At 53.5% G+C, this 13,809-nt stretch carries 16 protein-coding genes; 6 read left to right on the top strand and 10 right to left on the bottom strand.

Annotation, left to right across the window (positions count from 1 at the left end; all coding sequences use genetic code 11):
- Nucleotides 1–91 precede the first annotated feature (91 nt).
- The gene (locus NXS13_RS06720; protein ID WP_310470428.1) at nucleotides 92–934 is read left to right on the top strand and encodes an HAD family hydrolase; all 843 of its coding nucleotides are present in this window, start codon (nucleotides 92–94) and stop codon (nucleotides 932–934) included.
- On the opposite strand, the gene NXS13_RS06725 is transcribed toward NXS13_RS06720, so the two are convergent.
- On the bottom strand, nucleotides 931–1,569 hold the full coding sequence (locus NXS13_RS06725; protein WP_259078514.1) for a hypothetical protein: 639 nt from the start codon (nucleotides 1,567–1,569) through the stop codon (nucleotides 931–933). The two genes, NXS13_RS06720 and NXS13_RS06725, sit on opposite strands and share 4 nt — an antisense overlap.
- Before the next feature lie 226 nt (nucleotides 1,570–1,795).
- On the opposite strand from NXS13_RS06725, the gene NXS13_RS06730 reads away from it, so the two are divergent.
- Nucleotides 1,796–2,296, top strand: a complete 501-nt coding sequence (locus tag NXS13_RS06730; protein WP_259158496.1) for a phage holin family protein — start codon at nucleotides 1,796–1,798, stop codon at nucleotides 2,294–2,296.
- 84 nt (nucleotides 2,297–2,380) lie between these two features.
- On the top strand, nucleotides 2,381–3,292 hold the full coding sequence (locus NXS13_RS06735) for an alpha/beta fold hydrolase (protein WP_259078511.1): 912 nt from the start codon (nucleotides 2,381–2,383) through the stop codon (nucleotides 3,290–3,292).
- On the opposite strand, the gene NXS13_RS06740 is transcribed toward NXS13_RS06735, so the two are convergent.
- Genes NXS13_RS06740 through nth form a run of 4 tightly spaced genes read right to left on the bottom strand, consistent with a single transcriptional unit; the run spans nucleotide 3,289 to nucleotide 6,559 of the window.
- Entirely contained in the window at nucleotides 3,289–4,500 is a 1,212-nt protein-coding gene (locus NXS13_RS06740; RefSeq protein WP_259078509.1) for a MarP family serine protease, read from the bottom strand. The genes NXS13_RS06735 and NXS13_RS06740 overlap by 4 nt on opposite strands.
- A complete protein-coding gene (locus tag NXS13_RS06745; protein WP_259289520.1) occupies nucleotides 4,497–5,258 on the bottom strand; it encodes a CoA pyrophosphatase in 762 nt (253 codons plus the stop codon). Before NXS13_RS06745 ends, NXS13_RS06740 begins: the two co-directional genes overlap by 4 nt.
- A 6-nt stretch (nucleotides 5,259–5,264) precedes the next feature.
- Entirely contained in the window at nucleotides 5,265–5,819 is a 555-nt protein-coding gene (locus tag NXS13_RS06750) for a TlpA disulfide reductase family protein (protein ID WP_259289521.1), read from the bottom strand.
- A gap of 2 nt (nucleotides 5,820–5,821) precedes the next feature.
- Nucleotides 5,822–6,559 carry an endonuclease III gene (gene nth, locus NXS13_RS06755; RefSeq protein ID WP_259078505.1) on the bottom strand — a complete coding sequence of 246 codons (738 nt, stop codon included), beginning with the start codon at nucleotides 6,557–6,559 and terminating at the stop codon, nucleotides 5,822–5,824.
- Nucleotides 6,560–7,001: 442 nt separating this feature from the next.
- Between nth and glxR the strand changes: the two genes are divergently transcribed.
- Nucleotides 7,002–7,685, top strand: coding sequence for a CRP-like cAMP-activated global transcriptional regulator GlxR (gene glxR, locus NXS13_RS06760; RefSeq protein ID WP_259078503.1), 684 nt, complete (start codon nucleotides 7,002–7,004; stop codon nucleotides 7,683–7,685).
- A gap of 34 nt (nucleotides 7,686–7,719) precedes the next feature.
- Here glxR and NXS13_RS06765 read toward each other — a convergent pair whose 3' ends face one another.
- The 4 genes from NXS13_RS06765 to NXS13_RS06780 all read right to left on the bottom strand — a co-directional run bounded on the left by NXS13_RS06765 (nucleotide 7,720) and on the right by NXS13_RS06780 (nucleotide 9,664).
- Nucleotides 7,720–8,550, bottom strand: coding sequence for an MBL fold metallo-hydrolase (locus NXS13_RS06765; RefSeq protein WP_259078502.1), 831 nt, complete (start codon nucleotides 8,548–8,550; stop codon nucleotides 7,720–7,722).
- 59 nt (nucleotides 8,551–8,609) lie between these two features.
- Nucleotides 8,610–9,065 carry a RidA family protein gene (locus NXS13_RS06770; RefSeq protein ID WP_259078500.1) on the bottom strand — a complete coding sequence of 152 codons (456 nt, stop codon included), beginning with the start codon at nucleotides 9,063–9,065 and terminating at the stop codon, nucleotides 8,610–8,612.
- 3 nt (nucleotides 9,066–9,068) lie between these two features.
- Complete coding sequence (locus NXS13_RS06775; protein ID WP_259078499.1) at nucleotides 9,069–9,224, bottom strand: DUF4177 domain-containing protein; 156 nt, start codon at nucleotides 9,222–9,224, stop codon at nucleotides 9,069–9,071.
- Nucleotides 9,225–9,325: 101 nt separating this feature from the next.
- Nucleotides 9,326–9,664 carry a WhiB family transcriptional regulator gene (locus NXS13_RS06780; protein ID WP_259078497.1) on the bottom strand — a complete coding sequence of 113 codons (339 nt, stop codon included), beginning with the start codon at nucleotides 9,662–9,664 and terminating at the stop codon, nucleotides 9,326–9,328.
- A 183-nt stretch (nucleotides 9,665–9,847) separates the two neighbouring features.
- On the opposite strand from NXS13_RS06780, the gene NXS13_RS06785 reads away from it, so the two are divergent.
- Nucleotides 9,848–12,232 carry a transglycosylase domain-containing protein gene (locus tag NXS13_RS06785; protein WP_259289522.1) on the top strand — a complete coding sequence of 795 codons (2,385 nt, stop codon included), beginning with the start codon at nucleotides 9,848–9,850 and terminating at the stop codon, nucleotides 12,230–12,232.
- Nucleotides 12,233–12,263: 31 nt separating this feature from the next.
- Here NXS13_RS06785 and NXS13_RS06790 read toward each other — a convergent pair whose 3' ends face one another.
- The gene (locus NXS13_RS06790; protein WP_259158503.1) at nucleotides 12,264–12,725 is read right to left on the bottom strand and encodes a GatB/YqeY domain-containing protein; all 462 of its coding nucleotides are present in this window, start codon (nucleotides 12,723–12,725) and stop codon (nucleotides 12,264–12,266) included.
- A gap of 71 nt (nucleotides 12,726–12,796) precedes the next feature.
- Here NXS13_RS06790 and NXS13_RS06795 point away from each other — a divergent pair, with 71 nt between their 5' ends.
- On the top strand, nucleotides 12,797–13,729 hold the full coding sequence (locus tag NXS13_RS06795; RefSeq protein WP_259289523.1) for a metallophosphoesterase: 933 nt from the start codon (nucleotides 12,797–12,799) through the stop codon (nucleotides 13,727–13,729).
- Nucleotides 13,730–13,809 lie beyond the last annotated feature (80 nt).

Genomic DNA, 13,809 nt, shown 5'->3' on the forward strand with positions numbered 1-13,809 from the left:
TCCTGCCAATACTTAAGTGCCCAGCTTATTGCGCCCTTTGGCAGGTAGAATTGAGGGGTGAGATTGGCGTCCAAGCTACAGTTAAGAAATCATGAGAGTTCCCGATTCGTCCCCCAGTGCGGCAATCCCCAATGCCTTGGAGCAGGATGCGATGCACACCACCATAGGGGCTTTCTTCGATCTCGATAAAACCATCATCGCCACCTCTTCGGCCCACGCTTATGGTAAGGAATTTCTCTCCTCAGGTTTAATTTCGGTGCCGAAGGCGGCGCGCCTTTCTCTCCAAAAAGTACTTTATTTATGGGATGGTCTCTCCCGCGACCAACTACACCGCACTCGCAACCAGCTAGCCTCCATGATTAGCGGCTGGGAGGTGGGCGAGGTCGAGCGCATTGTTGAGGAGTCTTTTCATACGGTCTTGTGCCCCACGATCTATGCCGAGGCACGGGAGCTCATTCGATGGCACCGCAATCAGGGTCACCGTGTTGTCATCATTTCGGCAAGTGCGGATATCCTGGTGCGACCAATTGCCCACGAACTGGGAATCGACGATATTATTGCCACTCAATTAGCTCAAGAGAACGGGTGTTTTACCGGTGAGATTCTCTTTTTCTGTCAAGGCGAAGCCAAAGCCGACGCTCTTCACAGATGTGCTGAGCAATTCAGGCTGGATCTTTCTCAGTCCTTCGCATATTCAGATTCCTTCACCGATGTACCCATGTTGGAAAAAGTGGCTCATCCTGTAGCTGTCAACCCTGATAGGGCTTTACTAGCCACGGCACGTGATCGAGGGTGGACAATCCAGTATTTCCATCACCCCATCCCTTTAATCCCTCGCCCTTCCTTTAAGGAGCTTACGGTAGGGACCGGAGTGATTGCCGGGCTTGCGGCGGCTACTATAGGCGTGCGCTGGTGGTTAGGCAGACACAATTAGCCCTCGGCTACCATCCGAGCGATACCTTCTGCCTCAGCGGCCCCGGCCAGGCACGCCTGAAAATAAAATTCTGGCCACTGTGAACTATGCGCTGATATCAGATCGTGATACTCCCGCTTATGCCGGGAAAAATACACCTCAGGTACCCCTAGTCCAATGGGATCGAAGCCAGTCACCATGGCCGCGAGACGCGCGGCGATCGCCGCTATGAGATCGCTGCGTGCTCCGAAAAGCTGCGGGGCTGCGATCGCAAGAAAAGTGTGAGCCGGTACCAGTCCCATATGTGCGTGAGGATCGCGCAGCGCGCGCAGATGGGAAAGGGCTGGACCTGGCGCTCCGACGGGGCGACCACTGCCGCCCACAAGCGTATCAAGCCGCGCGAGAACCTGAGCCGGAGCCCTCTTGAAGAGGGCTGCCGTTTGTTCGCGTTGCTTTGGCCCCAGCATGCTAAAAGCACTCAATGCTTCCTCTATAGTGCACGCGTCGGAGCGAAGCTGATACATGAGCTTAGCGCCTCGAACTGCGGATTCGCTGGTGGTGACGTTATTTTGGCGAAGATTAACCGGCCTGCGGTACACCCGCCGTAGTGCTTCTAGGGCTTGAGTGTAGGTGGGAAAATCTGCGACGGCGTCCATGAGGGTTATCAGTGTAGTCGGGGGTTGACCGAGCTTGAAAAAAATCTGACTCTACTCAGAAAAGTCCCGCTTATTCGGGGGGTTTCTTTCACACAGGTAGTCAAACTGTTAGGATTATGGGAAAGGTCAGCGTATTGCTTCATCCCAGTTTGGTCTGCACCGGAATGCCTGTCATTCCAGCGCTGTCTTAAATAAATGTGAAAGAGAAGAAAGAGGATAGGCACACGTGAAGAAAGAAAACGGGCTATTTACTGAAGGCCCTGAAACCTTCGAGCCACAGGTAAGCTCCATTCCCCTGGCGGCAGCTGATAGCGATATCGAAGGATCCTTCGGCAACTTGGTCAGTAATGCCACCGAACAAGTTTCGTCATTAGTGCGCTCCGAGATTGAGCTAGCCAAGACGGAGATTACTCACGAGGCCAAAAAAATTGCCTTCGGAGGTGGCCTTTTCGGCGTGGCCGGAGTTATCGCTCTGTATAGCTCCTTCTTCTTTTTCTTCTTCCTCGCGGAGCTGCTAAATATCTGGCTCGACCGCTGGGCATCTTTCCTCATTGTCTTCCTCGGCATGATTATCGTGGCCGCTATCTTGGCCCTTATCGGTTGGAAGAAGGTCAAGAGTCTCAAAAAGCCCAAGAAAACTATCGAGAGCGTGGGCGAGCTCAAGAATATAGTTCCGAAGAAGCAGTCACCGGCCGTTGAGCGTCGGCATTCCGGACTTTATAGTTAGCCCTTCGCACGGATCTTTTCAGCCCTCCTAATAGAGTTAGGAGGGCTGATAAATTTTTTACTCATAGAAAGACTTTCTTCAAGGATGCGCGCAGCAAGTCCCAGCACGGTGGCTCTTCACGGCCCGTTTACCCATCACGATCTTTATACGCGTGGGACGCGGCTCCATGCGGCCTGCGCTGGAGAGGCTAGCTCACCTCTAATTATCTTGATCCATGATTCTTTTAGCTGCTGGATCGACTTCGCTGAGGTGATACCCCTCCTTCATGAAGCGGGATTTCATGTTGCCGCTCTCGACCTGCGCGGCTACGGAATGTCAGATAAGCCGCCTCACGGCCATGACCTGAGAACCCTGTGCGGGGATCTTAATGGTGCCATCCAAACCTTAGGCCATAACTCCGCCCATCTGGTGGGAGTGGGTATCGGCGCCACCCTAGCTTGGGCACTTGCCACCTATGAGCCCAAAAGGGTCGAATCGATTAGCAGCTGCGGTTTTATCCATCCCACCGATATGCGGCGCTCCGTTATCCGCTACCCCTGGCTTTTTTTAAACCTCATCGCCTTTAAAGTCTTTCTCGCCCTTCCCTCAGGAGTGCTTAAGAGATTGTCTTTCTTGCTGCCTCGAATCACAGCCCATGATCTGAAGCGCACAACCGTGAAGGAATTTCACTCTTCTCCTGGTTTTATGCGCAATCTGACGCGCCGCTCGACCGCGCTCGCCATCAGTAATACCTTGCCGGCCGTGGTGAGGTCGTCACGTTTATCAGTAGTATCTACTCCGCTCGCGTGGGCGGACCGCACTATTACATGCCCTGTTCTCTTCCTGCCGGGGGAAAAACCCTCACGCCAGCAGCGGGTACTAGAAAGAGCGGCCCGAGAGCGCACCCTCGGTGCTATCCGCACGGTTCGGATCCCCCACACCAAGTACCGCCCACATATAGAAAACCCTGATGATTTTGTAAATACCGTAGTGAGATTTATTCGCGGACTGAGCTAACGTAAAACGCATTCTCCTGTACCTACTGGGGTACTAAGTACGCTGAGATCGCCAACAGCCTCGCGCACTTCCCGAGCACTGAGAACGTAGCCAATATCGGATTCGTCTGAGCTAGCGCCAAAGATCACCCCGATAACCTCGCCGCGCGTATTAATCATCGGCCCTCCGGAATAACCTTGGCGAATGGATCCTCGCACCGTATAGGCTTCGCGTTCCACGCGCTGGTCAGCATAGATATCGAATCCCGTTATAGTTAAGCGATTATTTACGCGCGCAGGCGCTGCCTCGAAGGGGCCGGACTCAGGAAAGCCCATGGAGATGGCATCGTCGCCACTTAAAGCGCTCTCTTCAGCCCATTTCAACGGCTCAATATTCATATCTGGGGATTCTAGAACCGCGATATCGAGTTGGGGGTTATAGTAGACCACCGTGGCTGGGTACGTACCCACAAGCGTATCGAGATTGACGCTATTAGCACCTGCAACAACATGGGCATTCGTGATCACGTGATTACTATCGACTACGAAACCCGAGCCCATGAGCCGTCGAGCGCAGGAATCGGCGGTGGAAGAAAGATGGACCACGCTGGGGCGCAGGGCCTCCACAAGAGCAGTATCTTCCACCAGAAGAGCTGGGGCCTCCACCGTGACGTTATCGGGATTGAGAAAGGGCGATACTAAAGGTGGCAGGCCCGATTCCGAGAGCATGGCGGACACTTTAGAAGGCAGCATGGCCAATTGCTGCGGGGCCCGGTGGTCCACCGCGCTCAAAATCTTGGAGTTACGTACCTGGTGGGCTATATTGCCGGGCAATGCCGTCACCAGAGGAATGGCGACCAACCAGGTAACGATTAAGACAGTGAAGGCTTGAAAGATGGCGCCGATCCCTGAATCGAGCCTTAAAGAGCTGCGCCAGCGCATATGGGATCGCAATCGTGTTCCCAGTACCCCACCGGTGAGATTACCAATACCTACCAGCATGGCCATTGTTGCTAGGGCGAGGAGAAAGCGCAAAGCCACATGGTCGGTTAATTGCATGGCAAAGGGGGCCAGTGCTACTCCGCAGATGAGGCCAGCGACAACCCCGACGGTCGAGAGGATGGAGGCGAATGCTCCTTGACGCCAGCCAGTGTAGAGAGCAATGATGAGCACCACTACGATCGTGGCGTCGGCATAGAAACCCGGTGCGGGGTCAGCTAAGTAGTTCATGCTTCCTTATACTGCTGAGATATTTCGCTGTTTCTTGAGGCCCGCAGGGCGGCCTTGAGATCCAAGGTATGGGAGTGATCCCACGGCCGCTCCCACCCTGCACGATGGATAACGAGGTGCAGGATCTGGGCTGTGAACCCCCATATTATATAGTCACGGATGCGAAATGCCGGCCCTCGCCACTTTTCACCGGCTAAGTGGAGGCGGTTGCAGGGATCAATCAGTTCCTTGAAGGGCACCATAAAAAGCTCATCGACTTCGACGGGGCTTGCCACTGTGACGTCTGGAGGCGTGGGGGCGTAGGCAAGAATAGTATGAACGGGGGCACCCGTTGCCCCAATAAAGGTGCGGCCGATATCAGCCAAGGGTGTGACCGCTGCAGCGTCAAGCCCCACCTCCTCACGAGCCTCTCTTAATGCAGCGGCCAGAGCATGGGAATCCTCCGGATCGATGCGTCCACCCGGAAATGCGATCTGCCCCGAGTGCTGGCGCATGGTGGGGGAACGATGAGTTAATAAAACTGCCGCGTCATCAGGGAGCCGGGAGCCAGTCTCTGCTCCTGTCACCAGCATGAGCACGGAGGCGGCCTTGCTATCGTCTATCGGGGCACGTTGGGCCACATCTTCGTGAAACTGTTGGCGCAGCTGCCCGCTGCGGGCAGCTTTAGTCACCGGTGCCAACCATCTAGGGCCAGGCCAAGATTCGAATTTGGGCGCCTGATATTCGTCCACCATTCCCCTATTCATACGATTATTCATACGATGTTAAGCAACTTTTTCTCTCTCAACCTCTTTGACGACGGCAGAGATAGCCGAGTCAAGATCTTGCTGAGAATCAAAGACCTGCGGAAATATCGCTATGCGCTGAGTCCCTGAAAATACCAGCGTAATCGGAACTACCTTGGGAAGGCCTAATTCAGCGGCAAATACGCCCTGGGTATCGCTGAGCGTGGGAAGCTCTAGACCCAATTCGTCGATAAATTTCGCTCCCGCTGCTGAGTTGGGATCTGCGTGGACACTCATCACACGCCACTGCGGGTGTTGGTGAGCGAGAGTGTCGAAATAAGGTAATTCCTTGCGGCATGGGGCACACCAGAAGGCCCAGATATTGACCACGGTGATCTGGTCGGAGTTTTCCTGGCCCACCTGTCCATGAAGGCAGGGGAGTTCAATGCCACCTACCTGTGCTGGCGGGCATATGGGTTTACTGGCCTGCGGCCTATGAGCTGGGGTATCAGGGGGTGCACTAGTCAGCTGCCAGCCAAGGTAGCCCAAGGCCACAGTAAAGATGAGGGCCGAAAACGCCAGAGCACTACGCACCTTTACACCTCCATTTCTGCGCGTAGGGCTAGAAGATGCTCTTTTTCACTGGGGATGGCTTTAACCAAGTCTTCGGCTACAGCGGGGTTCATCTCCCCCTCACCAGAGCTGGGACAAAGTTTTATAAGATAACAGGCGCCACATGCTGGCCTACGGCTATGGCAGATTCTGCGACCGTGGAAGATGATGCGGTGGCTAAAAAGCGTCCATTCCGGCTCCGGTATATAGCCGGCTATTTCTGCCTCGACTTTCTCGGGGCGGGTCTCGGCCGTGAGCTTAAACCGGCGCACTAGACGTCCGAAGTGGGTGTCTACGGTTAAGCCTGGGAGACCGAAAGCATTGCCACGTACGACATGGGCTGTCTTACGCCCTACGCCGGGAAGCGTCACTAGATCGGCTAAATCCCGGGGTACTTCGCCCTCAAACTCAGAGACGAGCACCTGGCCTATTTCTTTAAGATGGCGCGCTTTGACCGTGTAAAAACCAGTGGGTCTTATGATCTCTTGGAGTTCCACCTCGGCCGCTTGAGCATAATCGATAGCATGAGGGTAGCGCCGAAAGAGCGCAGGGGTTACTGCGTTAACCCGTTTATCCGTGCACTGAGCGGACAAGACAGTAGCTATGAGTAATTCGAGCGGGGTGTCGAAATCTAATTCACAGTAAGCATCGGGGTAGCCGCGCGCGAGTTCCCTATGAAGCGCTCGAGCGCGCCGTTTTTTCGCCAGCGGGGTAGTTTTCATATGCTCTAGCCTAATTGAGAGCGTTCCCTATAAAGTCGAGGACCACCACCCAAACCTATTTTAAGGCTTTCTTATCTTCTATTCAGGAGTCATCGGGGGCACCCAAGAGCGATTGGCGCGCAGCTCCTTGTGGCACTTCGTGAGTTCCAGGCCGCGAGTATTTTCTATGGACTACTAGAAAATGTGCTTTTAGCTCGCAAAAGGGAAAACGATATAAGAAATGACCGCTGCCCCCCGCTAACTACCCCCACAACACAGGGCGAGTTAAGTTTCCCGTTTCCGAGGTGTGATAGTGACGTATTCCATAGTAGGATAACTAATGATACCCATAGAATTCAACGATTAGGCCAGCTTCATTTGTCAGCAATCTCCCTGCGGAGTTTCCCAGCAACGCACCTAAGATTGTCCAGACTCACACGAACTAAAGAGGAGTACGTTTCAGGTGGAAGGCGTTCAAGACATCCTGTCCCGAGCCGGAATTTTCCAAGGAGTAGACCCAGTGGCGGTGGCCAACTTGATTGGGGACCTTGAATCCGTCCGGTTCCCCCGCGGTACTACCATCTTTGAGGAAGGCGAGCCTGGAGACCGGCTCTATATCATCACTGCCGGCAAGGTGAAGCTAGCTCGGCACGCCCCAGATGGTCGCGAGAATCTTCTTACGATTATGGGACCATCCGATATGTTCGGAGAGCTTTCTATCTTCGATCCCGGCCCTCGTACCTCCTCAGCAGTATGCGTGACCGAGGTCCACGCGGCAACGATGAATTCCGAGGTACTTCGCCAGTGGATCGCAGACCACCCCGAAATCTCGGAGCAGCTCCTGCGCGTTCTTGCCCGCCGCTTGCGTCGCACCAACTCGGCCCTTGCGGATCTCATCTTCACTGACGTACCGGGGCGTGTGGCCAAGACTTTATTGCAGTTGGCTAATCGCTTTGGCACCCAAGAAGGTGGCGCACTGCGCGTTAACCATGATCTCACCCAAGAAGAGATTGCCCAGCTTGTGGGAGCCTCCCGCGAAACAGTCAATAAGGCGCTCGCCACCTTCGCCCACCGCGGGTGGATTCGTCTCGAGGGCAAGTCGGTGCTGATTGTCGATACTGAGCATTTAGCTAAACGTTCTCGGTAGAAAAATCCCAACCTCTTGTGAGGTTGGGATTTTTCTAGATATTCGGATGATACTCCCCGGTGCGCTCAAGATATCGCAGTGCTACCCGCGTCGTTTGCTCTGCCGCCCCACGTAAAACAGGATCGACTTTGTCATAGATTTCATCGACGAGCTGTTTTAGGCCGATATCGTGACCGTTTTTATCTAAAGCTTCGCGGATCTGATCAAGTCGCTGTTCCCGGCGGCTAAGATACCAAGCGGCATATTTGGAAAGATCCTCTCCATCAGGCCCATGACCGGGGAGGAGATGGACACCCTTCCCACGATCTTCTAATAAGTGTAGGGTCTTAAAATAATCACCGAGATCTCCGTCAGTTTCAGAGATCATCGTGGTGTGGCGGCCCGCGATAGTGTCGCCGGTAATGACACCTTCTAAGGTGGACTCATGCGGGGTACCTGACCAAATAAAGAAGCTCACGGAATCACCGGTATGACCTGGGGTATGCACCACTTCAATATGTGGGCTCAATCCATCTAAAGTGATGATCTCACCATCTACAAGCGCCTCGCCGTGATGACAATAAGCCTTTTCAAAGGCTCTTACCGGAGCACCAGTGAGCTGCCGAAAACGATGCGCCCCATCGGCGTGATCGTGGTGACGGTGCGTAAGTAAAATGAGACCCACTTTATGCGCCTTGGTATTAAGAACATTAAGGTGACCCTCATCCTCAGGGCCAGGATCGATCACAATACTTACCGGATCATCTTCAGCGCGGATAACCCACGAATTGGTTCCCTCTAAAGAGGCATAACCGGGATTCATACACAGCACGACGGCTGCAGACGGGGTAACGGGCCGCAATTGGCTATAAGCAGGATGCTTCATGGTTTCTTAGCTTAGCCGATCGCTGGGGATGGTAAGGAGAAATATAGCCAATTTGTCTGCTAGTCGAGCTCGAGATAGAGCTCTACTTCCACTGGCGAATTAAGTGGTAGGTCTGATACCCCGACGGCGGAGCGTGCGTGGATACCTTGATCACCAAAAATATCGCCGATCATATGCGAGGCACCGTTAATGACCAACGCCTGATCGGCAAATCCCGGCGCGGAGGAAACAAATCCCACCACTTTAAAGACGCGGCGAATACGGTCGATTCCAACTAGAGCGTCGGCGGCTGAGAGAGCATTTAAAGCACTAGTCCGCGCTAATTCATAGGCTTCGTCAACGCTAAGGTCAGCTCCGACCTTTCCAGTTCTTGGTAAGACCCCATCGACCATTGGAAGTTGTCCGGCGGTCCACACCTGATTACCTACCTGAACCGCCGGCACATAGGAGGCTAGCGGGGGAACTACCGCTGGTAGGCTTAATCCGAGCTCCGCGAGTTTTTCACTGACCCGCATCGGCTAAACGACCTCGCGCTTCAGATAGGCGACTACATTTTCTGGATTCATCCCTGGCACGACGGTGACCAGCTCCCAGCCGTCTTCACCCCAGCTGTCGAGGATTTGCTTGGTGGCGTGTACTAATAGCGGTACGGTTGCGTATTCCCATTTCTTCATAGCTTCCACCTTAATCTAGCTGAGACTAGATAGCTCGCGTAGATCTGAGAAAAACTGAAGGGCTCACTGCAATGAGTGCGCCCTTTTGAAACTTGGTGATTTTAAATACCGTGGAGTTCGCCGCCATTGGCAATATAATCAGCCCATGAGGTGATGTCGGGGTTCTTGCGCAAAAGTGCGCGGCGCTGCCGTTCAGTCAAGCCTCCCCATACCCCGAATTCCACGCGGTTATCGAGGGCATCCACACGGCATTGGAGGAGCACTGGACACTGCCTACAGATCGCCGCAGCACGGCGTTGTGCTGCTCCACGGACAAAGAGGGCGTCAGGATCTTCATTCCGGCAATTTGCGTGCATTACCCAATCGCCACGGTCGATAGAACCGAGTCCACTGGGGTCCAGGAGCGCATTGTTCTGTGGGTTCGCCAGAGATGTTGTCATCTTGGTTGTCCTCCTGAGGGAAACTTATTGAGAAACTGGTCAAATTGACCGGCATTTCGGTCTATACTGATCCGTTGGTCATGTGTAAGTCTATTCACACACCCTAGTGAATGTCGAACGAGTCACACATTAAGGGGGTCTGATTATTCCCACTTTCACACCGTCCTCGGTAATGTAGGGGATGTGTCCCTCTGGAAATCTGTGAACCAATTCATTGGCGCCACGCTCGCAGCTGGTGTGGTGGGAGCCGTTGCGCTCTCCCCTCTCGCTGCTATGAGCGCCCTCGCCATCCAGCGCACCAACGACGTCATGCAGTCGAATATTCAGGATCTCAACTCAACTGAGACCCCAGGGGTGACCACAATGCTCGACAAAGATGGTCACCCCTTTGCATGGTTTTATGCCCAGCGTCGCTTCGAAGTTCCACCTGACCGTATTGCCCAGTCCATGAAGGACGCGATCGTGGCCATCGAAGATCGCCGCTTCTACGAACATAATGGCGTCGATATCCAGGGAAATTTCCGCGCGGTGGTGCGAAATCTCCTCGCTGGTGGGGTGGAACAGGGAGCCTCAACTATTGACCAGCAGTATGTAAAAAACTATCTGCTCTATGTTCGCGCCTCTACTAGTGACGAAAAAGCTGCTGCTGTCGAGACTTCGATCCCCAGAAAATTGCGCGAGATGCGCATGGCTTCTGGAATCGAAAAAGTTTTGAATAAAGACGAGATTCTCTCCCGTTACCTCAACGTTATCCCCTTCGGTAACGAGGCCTTTGGAATCGAGGCTGCGGCTCAAACCTATTTCGGAATCCCTGCCGCAGAGCTCACCATCCCACAATCGGCCATGCTCGCCGGTATGGTGCAGTCCACAAGCTACCTTAACCCCTATACCAATGCTGAGGCCACGATCGCCCGCCGTAATACCGTTCTCGACGCAATGGTCGATGTGGGCACAATTTCTACTGCAGAAGCTGATGCCTTTAAAGCTGAACCCCTGGGAATTTTAGAGTTTCCCCGCGGCCTGCCTAATGGCTGCATCACTACTGGAGATCGCGGTTTCTTCTGCGATGAAGTTCTCAACTACCTGAGCGATAAGGGGCTTAGCCTCGATGATCTACACAAGGGCTCGTATACCATCGAAACGACCCTAGATCCAGTGGCCCAAAATATTGCCCACGAAGCCGTTGTTCAACACGTCAACCCGCGTGAGCCTGGAGTCTCCGAAGTTCTTAATCTGGTCGAGCCCGGCAAGGAGTCAAGGCGCATCCTCGCGATGACCTCCTCCCGCGATTATGGTCTCGATCTCGAAGCTGGTCAGACTGTTCTCAATCAGCCCGCCACCTTAGTAGGTAGCGGCGCCGGGTCGGTCTTTAAGCTCTTCACCGCCGCCGTCGCTCTCGAACAGGGCTATGGCCTCGATACCCAGCTCGACGTTCCCCCACGTATAGAGGTGTCCGGCATGGGCGAAGGGGGAGCAAAGAACTGTCCACCAGGCAAATACTGTGTGGAAAATGCCGGCGTCTATGCCCCCACCATGAGCCTGCGCGATACCTTAGCGCAGTCGCCCAATACCACCTTTGTGAGCCTTATCGAGGATGTGGGCGTGCCTGAGGTAGTGGACATGGCCGTAAAATTAGGTCTCCGTTCATATACCCAGCCCCAGACCTTCGATGCTGATAACTCCATCGCTGATTATATGAAAGATCATAATCTAGGATCATTCACGCTTGGGCCGGTGGCAGTAAACCCTCTTGAACTGTCAAATGTGGCAGCAACGCTCGCCTCCGAAGGAGTGTGGTGTGAACCCACACCGGTTAATCGTGTACTCGATCGCTTCGGGCGCGAGGTATTTATTGATAAACCCGCGTGTGACGAAGCCCTTGCCCCCGAAGTGGCCAAGGCCTTAAGCGCTGGCTTAAGTCTTGATGCTACGAAGGGCACGGCAGCTGATGCTGCGCGGGGCGCAGGCTGGAATGCTCCTATTGCGGCCAAAACAGGAACGACCGAGTCCCATCAATCGGCGGCTTTTCTAGGATATAACGACCGCTTTGCTGCAGCTCCTTATATCTACAACGATGGCACCACGATTACACCATTGTGCACCGTACCAGTGCGTCAGTGCCCCGACGGCAATCTCTTTGGCGGTTCTGAACCTGCACGCACCTGGTTTGCGGCAGCTTCTCGCCTCAATGCCTTCGAGGGAGGGTTACCGGAATATAATCCGCGGTTCAATGCTGGTACCTCAGCCACCTTCGGTCAGGAATATATTGGTCGCAAATACGGCGATGTTAAAAGAGAACTGGTGGCCAGGAAATTCAACGTATTACAACAGATCGTGGCCGGCAACGGTGCCGAGAAGGGAACGATCGTCCGCGCCAGTGCCGATCTCCCACTCAAGAAAGGGAGTACTATCATTCTCTTCGTTTCGGATGGTTCTGCCCCTCCCCCACCACCAGCGGTTAATCAGACTCAACCGCAACCAAGAACCGCCTTTAATGAAGAAGATCAATTTCGTTCGGACGTGGAGGAATTAACCAACCAGATTCGCGATCTTCTGCAATCGCCATAAAAAGTGGGGCCGTTATCGGCCCCACTCCTTGTTACTGCAACGCAGCTCGGACCGCGGTGGATAAGCGTTTGCCGTCCGCAGTGCCGGCGGCTCGTTCGGTAACGACCTTCATAATCTGACCCATGCTCTTCATATTGATCTCAAGTCCTTCGCCGTGTAGCTCTTCGATGGTTTGGGCTACTAGGGCTTGGATTTCATCATCAGAAAGCTGCTGCGGGAGGTACTCGTTGAGGACAGCGGCCTCAAGGAGCTCCTGATCGGCCAATTCTTGACGCCCATTGGCAGCATAGACTTCAGCAGACTCCTTCCGTTTTTTAATCTCACGTGCTATTACCTTGAGAATTTCTTGGTCTTTCAATTCGTGCTTTGTGCCAGAGGTTTCTTCAACCTGTATGGCAGCGAGCAGCATTCTGAGAGCTCCGGTGCGCTCTTTTTCTCGCGCCTTCATAGCAACTTTGATATCGTCTCGAATTTTTAGCTTCAGTTCACTCATAGTGTCTCCATTCTACTCGGATCGCATCCTCATAGAGCTACCTGTGCGCTGAAGCAGGTAAGGTCTAAAGGATGAACAAGGATTTCACATCTTCATGCCCGCGTTGGGCATCTCAGCTTCTGAAAATCGGTAGTCTGGGAGCTATAGCTGGTACCGCAGCACTCTGGTGGGGCTATAAAGAGTGTGAACGCTTCGAACTCGAAGAAGTCGAGGTACCACTCCTTTCGCCCGGCACCCTTAGATCACGTGAAGCTTTTAGAATTTTGCACATCTCGGATATTCATATGGTGCCAGGGCAAAAGAAGAAGCAGGAGTGGATTGCAGATCTGGCGCGACTCAAGCCCGATCTAGTGGTCAACACTGGCGATAATCTCTCCGATCTCCATGCAATCCCGAGCCTGCTTGCCGCTATTCAACCTCTGTTCGCTTTTCCCGGACTCTTCGTCTTTGGATCCAATGATTACTTTGGACCCAAGCCAGTCAATCCTTTTCTTTATCTGGTTGACAGGAAGCGAAAAGTATCACGTGTAGAACTACCGTGGAAAGATATGCGCGCAGTATTTTTAGAGCATGGTTGGCGAGATGCCACACATCAAAGGCACGAATTTAAGGTTAGCGGCCTCAAAGTAGCGGCCACTGGGGTCGACGACCCTCACCACGATTTAGACGACTATGAGAGCATCGCGGGAGCGCCTAATCCTCAGGCCGATATGAGTCTTGCCTTAGTGCATTGTCCCGAGCCGCGGGTACTCGCCCGTTTTGCTGCTGACGGTTACCAGCTTTCCCTTTCTGGGCACACTCACGGCGGACAAATTTGCTTGCCTGGATCTATAAGCTTGGTAACTAATTGCGGTATTGATCGAGCGCGGGCCAAAGGTTTGCACCAGTTTAAACACATGGCGATGTATGTGTCCAAGGGGCTAGGAACTAGCAAATTTGCCCCTATACGTCTCTTCTGTCGCCCCTCAGCTACTCTGCTAAAAATTACCGAAAAGTCGAGCTAGGTTACCGTTTCTATCTTCTAAAATAGGGCGCTTGAAATGTCGCTATAAGAGGACTAACATCTGTTGATGGTTGTTCGGTA

This window comes from Corynebacterium sp. ES2730-CONJ, assembly GCF_024834055.1.
GTDB lineage: Bacteria > Actinomycetota > Actinomycetes > Mycobacteriales > Mycobacteriaceae > Corynebacterium.

What these genes read in the sequence shown, in the direction of transcription:
- NXS13_RS06720 (WP_310470428.1), top strand. Translation starts at nt 92, where the DNA reads ATGAGAGTTCCCGATTCGTCCCCCAGTGCGGCAATCCCCAATGCCTTG.
- NXS13_RS06725 (WP_259078514.1), bottom strand. Translation starts at nt 1,569, where the DNA reads ATGGACGCCGTCGCAGATTTTCCCACCTACACTCAAGCCCTAGAAGCA.
- NXS13_RS06735 (WP_259078511.1), top strand. Translation starts at nt 2,381, where the DNA reads ATGCGCGCAGCAAGTCCCAGCACGGTGGCTCTTCACGGCCCGTTTACC.
- NXS13_RS06740 (WP_259078509.1), bottom strand. Translation starts at nt 4,500, where the DNA reads ATGAACTACTTAGCTGACCCCGCACCGGGTTTCTATGCCGACGCCACG.
- NXS13_RS06745 (WP_259289520.1), bottom strand. Translation starts at nt 5,258, where the DNA reads ATGAATAATCGTATGAATAGGGGAATGGTGGACGAATATCAGGCGCCC.
- nth (WP_259078505.1), bottom strand. Translation starts at nt 6,559, where the DNA reads ATGAAAACTACCCCGCTGGCGAAAAAACGGCGCGCTCGAGCGCTTCAT.
- NXS13_RS06765 (WP_259078502.1), bottom strand. Translation starts at nt 8,550, where the DNA reads ATGAAGCATCCTGCTTATAGCCAATTGCGGCCCGTTACCCCGTCTGCA.
- NXS13_RS06770 (WP_259078500.1), bottom strand. Translation starts at nt 9,065, where the DNA reads ATGCGGGTCAGTGAAAAACTCGCGGAGCTCGGATTAAGCCTACCAGCG.
- NXS13_RS06775 (WP_259078499.1), bottom strand. Translation starts at nt 9,224, where the DNA reads ATGAAGAAATGGGAATACGCAACCGTACCGCTATTAGTACACGCCACC.
- NXS13_RS06780 (WP_259078497.1), bottom strand. Translation starts at nt 9,664, where the DNA reads ATGACAACATCTCTGGCGAACCCACAGAACAATGCGCTCCTGGACCCC.
- NXS13_RS06790 (WP_259158503.1), bottom strand. Translation starts at nt 12,725, where the DNA reads ATGAGTGAACTGAAGCTAAAAATTCGAGACGATATCAAAGTTGCTATG.
- NXS13_RS06795 (WP_259289523.1), top strand. Translation starts at nt 12,797, where the DNA reads ATGAACAAGGATTTCACATCTTCATGCCCGCGTTGGGCATCTCAGCTT.